Here is a 7,825-nt window from a genome sequence, read left to right as displayed (position 1 = left end):
ACCTGGGCAACGCGCTGGCGGAGCTGGGTCGCTTCGAGCAGGCGCTCACGGCCTTCGAGGCGGCCCTGGTCATCGAGCCGCAGCATGTTGATGCGCTGTGCAATCGCGGCCTGGTGCTGCAGCAGTTGCAGCGTCCGCAGGAGGCGATCATCAGTTTCGAGCAGGCGCTGGCGTTGCGGCCCGACGATGCCGAACTGCATGCCAGCCTGGCCGAGTTGCGCATGGCGCTGGGCCGTCCCGAGGAAGCCATCCGGCATTTCGAGCGTGCGGTGGCGATCCGGCCGCAGCCGGCGATGCTGCATCATGCCCATGGGGTGGCCCTGACCGCCCTGGGTCGGTATGCGCAGGCGCTGGCTGCCTACGAGCAGGCGATCGCCCTGCAGCCGGATTTTCCGGAGGCGCTGAGCAACCGGGGCAATGCGCTGAAGTCGCTGCGGCGATTCGACGAGGCGCTGGCCAGCCATGAGCGCGCGCTGGCATTGCGGCCCGGGATGGCGGCCATCCATGTCAACCGCGCTCATGTGCTGCGCGAACTCGACCGCCAGGCCGAGGCACTGGCGGCCTGCGATCAGGCCATCGCGCTCGACCCCGGCCTGGCCGATGCGCATGGCGCTCGCGGGCTGGTGCTCGAGCGCCTGGGCCGTTTCGATGCGGCGCTCGCCAGCCAGGATCAGGCGCTGGCCCTTCGCCCCGGCGATGCCAAGGCCCGTTTCAGCCGCGCGCTGCTGCTGCTGCTGCAGGGCGACTATGCCCGCGGCTGGTCCGACTACGAGTCCCGCTGGCAGGATGACCCATCCGCGCTGGCGCCCCGGCGTTATCCGCAGCCGCTGTGGCTCGGCCAGGCGCCGCTGCAGGGCCGGACCATCCTGCTGCATGCCGAGCAAGGCCTGGGCGACACGCTGCAGAGCTGTCGCTATGTCGAGCGGGTGGCGCAGCAGGGTGCCCGGGTCATTCTCGAGGTGCAGCGGCCTCTGGCCGGCCTGCTGCGAAGCCTGCCCGGCGTTCACCAGCTGCTCGAACAGGGCCAGCCGGTGCCACCGGTGGACTGGCAGTGCCCGCTGATGTCGCTGCCGCTGGCGTTCAAGACCACGCTCGACAGCATTCCCGCGGCCGCCGGCTATCTGCGCGCCGAGCCGCCGCGCGTGGCTGCCTGGGAAGAGCGCTTTGGCCCGCACAGCAGCCCTCGGGTGGGGCTGGTGTGGAGCGGCAGCACCACCCAGGGCAACGACCCGAGTCGCAACCTGCAACTGTCGCAGCTGATTGCCCACCTGCCGTCCGGGCTGATCTATGTGTCGCTGCAGAAGGATGTCCCGGCCGCGGAGCGCGACCTGCTGGCGGCCAACCCGCAGATTCGGGATGTCAGTGCCAGGTTGACCGATTTCGCCGAGACAGCCGCACTCTGCGAATGCCTCGACCTGGTGATCAGCGTGGACACGAGCGTTGCCCATCTGGCCGGGGCGCTGGGCAGGCCGCTATGGGTGCTGCTGCCGCATGTGCCTGCGTTTCGCTGGCTGCTCGGGCGCGACGACAGTCCCTGGTACCAGGGTGCGCGGCTGTACCGCCAGGGGCCGGAGCGGCAGTGGGCCCCAGTGCTGGCGCGGCTCTCGGCCGACCTCGCCGCGCTGCGTCGTTCCTGAACGCGCCGGGCGTGAGCCAGGCGTCGTCGCGTCGGGCGTCGGCGGGCTCGCCCGGGCGGGCGTCAGCCCGGCCGTCGCTCGAAGGCCGGCAGACCCTCGGGAATGTGGTGGAAGGCCTGCTTGTCGACGGTGAAGATCGCCGCCTTGGGCTGGAACACCGAGGGATCGTCGAAGGTGCCCACCTTCAGGATGATCGCGCCCGGGCGCTTGGGTGATCGGGTGCCGATCGCCGTGCCGCAGGTGGGGCAGAAGTAGCGGGTGACCGCGTTCTCGATGTCGGTGCGCGTGAAGGCATGCGGTTCGCCATGGGTGAAGCGAAAGCCCGATTCGGGCATCACCATGATCACGTTCGGATTGCCGCCGGTGATGTACTGGCACTCCCGGCAATGGCATTGCAGCGAGGCCAGAGGCTCGCCCTCGGCCACATAGCGCAGGCCCTTGCAGTAACAGCCGCCTTCGATCTTCATCTGACGCCTCCGTTCAGAAACAGTCGCCGGGAACCCGCACCCAGCCTTCCATGAGCACGCGTGCGCTGCGGCTCATGATCGCCTTGCGCACCACCCACTCGCCGCCTTCCTGGCTGGCCTCGGCGCCCACCCGCAGGGTGCCCGACGGATGCCCGAAGCGCACCGCCTGGCGCGGCCCGCCGCCAGCAGCCAGGTTCACCAGCGTGCCGGGGATGGCCGCGGCCGTGCCGATGGCCACGGCCGCCGTGCCCATCATGGCGTGGTGCAGCTTGCCCATCGAAAGGGCGCGCACCAGGAGATCGATCTCGGCCGCGTCGACCGGCTTGCCGCTCGAGGCCGCATAACTGGCCGGCGGCGCCACGAAGGCCACCTTGGGGGTGTGCTGACGCCGGGCGGCCTCGGCCACCTCCTTGATGAGACCCATGCGCACCGCGCCGTGCGCCCGAATGGTCTCGAAGCGGGCCAGCGCCGCCGGGTCGCCATTGATGGCCTCCTGCAGCTCGGTGCCGGTGCAGCCGATTTCGGCGGCATTCAGGAAGATGGTCGGAATGCCGGCGTTGATCATCGTGGCCTTGAGCGTGCCCACACCGGGCACCTCGAGATCGTCAACCAGGTTGCCGGTGGGGAACATGGCTCCGCCGGCGCCTTCCTCTTCGGCCGCCGGATCCATGAATTCGAGCTGCACCTCGGCGGCGGGGAAGGTGACCCCGTCGAGCTCGAAGTCGCCGGTCTCCTGCACCTGGCCGTCGGTGATCGGCACATGGGCGATGATGGTCTTGCCGATGTTGGCCTGCCAGATGCGCACCGTGGCCATGCCATCGCGCGGGATGCGGGCGGGATCGATCAGGCCCGCGGCGATGGAGAACGGACCGACCGCGGCCGAGAGGTTGCCGCAGTTGCCGCTCCAGTCGACGAAGGCCGAATCGATGGAAACCTGGCCGAACAGGTAGTCCACATCATGATCGGGCCGGCTGCTGCGCGCGATGATCACCGTCTTGCTGGTGCTGGAGGTAGCCGCGCCCATGCCGTCGATCTGCTTGCCGTAGGGGTCAGGGCTGCCGATCACGCGCATGAGCAGCGCGTCGCGGGCCCTGCCGGGTACCCGGGCGGCCTCGGGCAGGTCTTGCAGGCGGAAGAACACGCCCTTGCTGGTGCCGCCACGCAGGTAGGTGGCGGGGATGCGGATCTGCGGTGCACGGGCCATGGCGGTCCTCAGGCGGCGTGACGGGTGGAAGCGAGGAAGTCCTGCGCGAAGCGCTGCAGCACGCCGCCGGCGTCGTAGATGGAGACCTCCTCGGCGGTGTCGAGCCGGCAGGTGACCGGCACCTGCAGCGGCTGGCCGTCGCGGCGGTGGATCACCAGCGTGAGCGTGGCCCGTGGCGTGCGCTCGCCCACCACATCGAAGGTCTCGGAGCCGTCGATGCCCAGCGTCTTGCGGGTGGTGCCCGGCTGGAACTCCAGCGGCAGCACGCCCATGCCGATCAGGTTGGTGCGGTGAATGCGCTCGAAGCCCTCGGCCACGATGGCCTCCACGCCAGCCAGGCGCACGCCCTTGGCGGCCCAGTCGCGCGAGGAGCCCTGACCGTAGTCGGCGCCGGCGATGATGATCAGCGGCTGGCGCCGGTTCATGTAGGTCTCGATCGCTTCCCACATGCGCATGACCTGGCCTTCGGGCTCGACCCGTGCCAGAGAGCCTGCCTTCATCTTGCCCTCGACCACCGCCATCTCGTTCTTCAGGGTGGGGTTGGCGAAGGTGGCACGCAGCGCGGTGAGGTGGTCGCCCCGATGGGTGGCATAGGAGTTGAAGTCTTCCTCGGGCAGGCCCATGCGGGCGAGGTACTCGCCGGCGGCGCTGTCGGGGAGGATGGCATTGGAGGGCGAGAGGTGGTCGGTGGTGATGTTGTCGCCCAGCACCGCCAGCGGCCGCATGCCGCGCAGGGAGCGCTCGCCGGCGAGCGCTCCCTCCCAGTAGGGCGGGCGGCGGATGTAGGTGGACTGCGGCCGCCAGTCGTAGAGCGGGCTGACCGCGTTGCCGGCCTCGCGGCGGATGTCGAACATCGGCGTGTAGACCTTGCGGAACTGCTCCGGCTTGACCGAGGCGCGCACCACCGCGTCGATCTCGGTATCGGTGGGCCAGATGTCCTTGAGCATCACCGGCTTGCCGTCGACCACGCCGAGCGGGTCCTTCTCGATGTCGACCCGCACCGTGCCGGCGATGGCATAGGCCACCACCAGCGGCGGCGAGGCGAGGAAGGCCTGCTTCGCATAAGGATGGATGCGGCCGTCGAAGTTGCGGTTGCCCGAGAGCACCGCCGTGGCGTACAGGTCGCGCTCGATGATCTCCTTCTGGATGGCCGGGTCGAGCGCACCGGACATGCCGTTGCAGGTGGTGCAGGCAAAGGCCACCACGCCGAAGCCGAGGCGCTCGAGTTCGGTGGTGAGGCCGGCCTCGTCGAGATAGAGCGCCACCGCCTTCGAGCCGGGCGCGAGCGAGGTCTTGACCCAGGGCTTGCGGGTGAGGCCCAGGCGGTTGGCATTGCGTGCCAGCAGCCCGGCGGCGATGACGTTGCGCGGATTGCTGGTGTTGGTGCAGCTGGTGATGGCGGCGATGATCACCGCGCCATCGGGCATCTGCCCGGGCACCGACTCCCAGGGCCCGGCGATGCCGCGCGCCGCGAGATCGGTGGTGGCCACCCGGGCATGCGGGTTGGACGGGCCGGCCATGTTGCGCACCACGCTGGAGAGGTCGAAGCGCAGCGTGCGCTCGTACTCGGCGTGCTTCAGGCTGTCGGCCCACAGGCCGGTATGCCGGGCGTAGGTCTCCACGAGCGCCACCTGCTCGTCTTCGCGACCGGTGAGCCGAAGGTAGTCGATGGTCTGCTGGTCGATGAAGAACATGGCGGCGGTGGCACCGTACTCGGGGGCCATGTTCGAGATGGTCGCGCGATCGCCCAGGGTGAGCGCCGCGGCGCCCTCGCCGCGGAATTCGAGGTAGGCGCCCACCACCTTCTGCTGGCGCAGGAACTCGGTGAGAGCCAGCACCATGTCGGTGGCCGTGATGCCCGGCCCGGGCCGGCCGCTCAGCTCCACCGCGACGATGTCGGGCAGGCGCATCCAGGAGGCGCGGCCGAGCATGACATTCTCGGCCTCGAGGCCACCCACGCCGATGGCGATGACGCCCAGCGCATCGACATGCGGCGTGTGGCTGTCGGTGCCCACGCAGGTGTCGGGGAAGGCCACGCCGTCGCGCACCTGGATCACGGGCGACATCTTCTCGAGGTTGATCTGATGCATGATCCCGTTGCCTGGCGGGATCACATCGACATTGCGGAAGGCCTGCTTGGTCCAGTCGATGAAGTGGAAGCGGTCCTCGTTGCGCCGGTCTTCGATGGCGCGGTTGCGCGCAAAGGCGTCGGGCTCGAAGCCGCCGCATTCCACCGCCAGCGAGTGGTCGACGATCAGCTGCACCGGCACCACCGGGTTGACCTTGGCCGGATCACCGCCCTGGTCGGCGATCGCGTCACGCAGGCCGGCGAGATCGACCAGCGCGGTCTGGCCCAGGATGTCATGGCAGACCACCCGGGCCGGGAACCAGGGGAAGTCGAGGTCTCGACGGCGCTCGATGAGCTGTTTCAGCGACTCGGTGAGGGTACCCGGGTCGCAGCGCCGGACCAGATTCTCGGCCAGCACGCGCGAGGTGTAGGGGAGCTTGTCGTAGGCGCCGGGGGCGATCGCCTCGACCGCCGCGCGGGCGTCGAAGTGGTCGAGCGAGGTGCCGGGCAGTCGGGTGCGGTGGATGGTATTCATGGTGACAGGGATTTTATCCGATCGGTCTTCGGCTCAGCCCAGCACCTGCCTGGCCACCGCGGTGTAGAGCGGAATGCCGATCAGGATGTTCAGCGGGAAGGTGATGCCCAGGGACAGCCCGAAGTACAAGGAGGGGTTGGCCTCGGGGATCGCATAGCGCAGCACCGCCGGCACCACGATGTACGAGGCGCTGGCCGACAGCACCATCAGCAGGGCGGCGTCGGGCACCGGCAGCCCGAGCAGGACCGCGAGCATCAGCGCGATCGCGGCGTGCAGCACCGGACTGAGAGCCGCGTAGGCGATCACCGCTGGCGACTTGCCGCTCACCGCGCCCAGGTTGCGGGCGACCATCAGGCCCATGTCCAGCAGGAAGAAGGCGAGCATGCCCTTGAACAGACCGCTGGAGAAGGGCGCCATCATGGTCTTGCCCGCGTCGCCGCTGAGATAGCCCACCGCCATGGCGCCCAGCAGCAGCAGGTGCGCGCCATCGGTGAACGACTCGTGCAGGATCCGGCCGATCGAGGTGCCGGGGCCTGAGCCCGGCCCGCCGAGCACGGCGGCACCGCCCGACGAGGCAAGCAGCGAGCCGGTCTGGCGCTGCCGCAGCATGTTGGCAAGCAGCACTGCCATGATGATGGCCGGCGACTCCATCAGCACCATCGCCACCACCATGTGGCCACCAACGCCCATCTGCTGCGATTCGAGGTACTGCATGGCCGTGACGAAGGTGACCGCGCTCACCGAGCCGTACGATGCCGCGATCGCGGCGGCATCGAGTTTCGGCACCCTGTTGCGCAGCAGCCAGTAGCCGAGCGCGGGCACGAGAAAGGCCATCAGCACCGCGGCACCCAGGCTGAGGAGCGCGGTGCCGCTCAGCGCTGACTGCCCAAGGGCGAACCCGCCCTTCAGGCCGAGCGCCATCAGAAGGTAGAGGGAAAGGAACTTCGAGATCGCAGGCGGGATCTCGAGATTGGATCGAAGCGCGCCCGCCAGCACGCCAAAGACGAAGAACAGGATGGCCGGATCGAGAAGGTTGGTCATGGGAATCTCCTTGGCCGGTCATGCTAGGAACCCAATGTCATCGAGTAAAATTGATTTATAAACATCGATACATAGATCTGATTCTATGAATATCACCTTCCGTCAGTTGCGGCTGTTCCTTGCGCTGGCCGATACCGGCAGCGTCAGCCGGGCTGCGCAGGCCTGCCATGTCACGCAGCCCACGGCTTCCATGCAGCTGCGTGAGATCACCGAATCCGTTGGCGTGCCGCTGTACGAGGTGGTCTCCCGACGTGTGCACCTGACCGATGCCGGTCATGATCTGGCCCGCACCGCACGGGCCATCGCTGACGAGTGGTCGGCGTTCACGCAGCGCATCGATGCCACCCGCGGTTTCACCCGCGGCCGGCTGCGGGTGGCGGTGGTGAGCACCGCGAAGTACTTCGTGCCGAGGCTGCTCGGCAGCTTCTGCGCCCGCTATCCGGAGATCGACATCGCCCTCGAGGTGCTCAACCGGGACGGGGTGGTGCAGCGGCTGCGCGAGAACCAGGACGATCTCTACATCATGTCCATGCCGCCGGCCGACCTCGATCTCGAGGATGCGGTGTTCATGCCCAACCCGCTGGTGATGATCGCAGGGCAGTCCCATCCGCTGGTCAGGCGTCGGCGCATCCCGCTCGAGGCGCTTGCCGGGCAGCGGTTCATCCTGCGTGAACGCGGGTCGGGCACCCGCATGGCGGTCGACGCGTTTCTCAAGCGGCAGAAGTTCCGGCCCGATCTGCGCCTGGAGCTCGGCAGCAACGAGGCTATCAAGGAAGCGGTGGCCGGTGGCATGGGCCTGTCGATCGTGTCCAGCCACGCGCTGCACGGGCAACTCGCCGAGCATGGGGTGGCGGTGCTCGATGTGATCGGCTT

Annotated in this window: 6 protein-coding genes; 2 read left to right on the top strand and 4 right to left on the bottom strand. The window is 68.6% G+C overall.

What is annotated here, in order from left to right; translation table 11 throughout:
* Nucleotides 1-1,637, top strand: a 1,637-nt coding sequence (locus AC2H6A_RS16115; protein ID WP_484274733.1) for a tetratricopeptide repeat protein, incomplete at its 5' end; no start/stop codon positions are given.
* A 62-nt stretch (nt 1,638-1,699) separates the two neighbouring features.
* Here AC2H6A_RS16115 and AC2H6A_RS16110 read toward each other — a convergent pair.
* Genes AC2H6A_RS16110 through AC2H6A_RS16095 form a run of 4 tightly spaced genes read right to left on the bottom strand, consistent with a single transcriptional unit; the run spans nt 1,700 to nt 6,952 of the window.
* Complete coding sequence (locus tag AC2H6A_RS16110) at nt 1,700-2,104, bottom strand: GFA family protein (RefSeq protein WP_484274731.1); 405 nt, start codon at nt 2,102-2,104, stop codon at nt 1,700-1,702.
* A gap of 13 nt (nt 2,105-2,117) precedes the next feature.
* A complete protein-coding gene (prpF, locus tag AC2H6A_RS16105) occupies nt 2,118-3,308 on the bottom strand; it encodes a 2-methylaconitate cis-trans isomerase PrpF (RefSeq protein ID WP_484274730.1) in 1,191 nt (396 codons plus the stop codon).
* Between the two features lie 8 nt (nt 3,309-3,316).
* A complete protein-coding gene (gene acnD / locus AC2H6A_RS16100; RefSeq protein WP_484274729.1) occupies nt 3,317-5,911 on the bottom strand; it encodes a Fe/S-dependent 2-methylisocitrate dehydratase AcnD in 2,595 nt (864 codons plus the stop codon).
* A 33-nt stretch (nt 5,912-5,944) separates the two neighbouring features.
* Complete coding sequence (locus AC2H6A_RS16095) at nt 5,945-6,952, bottom strand: sodium-dependent bicarbonate transport family permease (RefSeq protein ID WP_484274727.1); 1,008 nt, start codon at nt 6,950-6,952, stop codon at nt 5,945-5,947.
* Nucleotides 6,953-7,037: 85 nt separating this feature from the next.
* Between AC2H6A_RS16095 and AC2H6A_RS16090 the strand changes: the two genes are divergently transcribed.
* Nucleotides 7,038-7,825 (top strand): LysR family transcriptional regulator (locus AC2H6A_RS16090; protein WP_484274726.1); only part of this gene is annotated, 788 nt, incomplete at its 3' end.

The sequence above is a fragment of the Quisquiliibacterium sp. genome, assembly GCF_982640115.1.
The sequence above is the reverse complement of the archived record's forward strand: the minus strand, read 5'-3'. Positions and strand labels throughout refer to the sequence as shown.

Coding starts and splice junctions, on each gene's coding strand:
- AC2H6A_RS16110 (WP_484274731.1), bottom strand. CDS start 2,104: ATGAAGATCGAAGGCGGCTGTTACTGCAAGGGCCTGCGCTATGTGGCC.
- prpF (WP_484274730.1), bottom strand. CDS start 3,308: ATGGCCCGTGCACCGCAGATCCGCATCCCCGCCACCTACCTGCGTGGC.
- acnD (WP_484274729.1), bottom strand. CDS start 5,911: ATGAATACCATCCACCGCACCCGACTGCCCGGCACCTCGCTCGACCAC.
- AC2H6A_RS16095 (WP_484274727.1), bottom strand. CDS start 6,952: ATGACCAACCTTCTCGATCCGGCCATCCTGTTCTTCGTCTTTGGCGTG.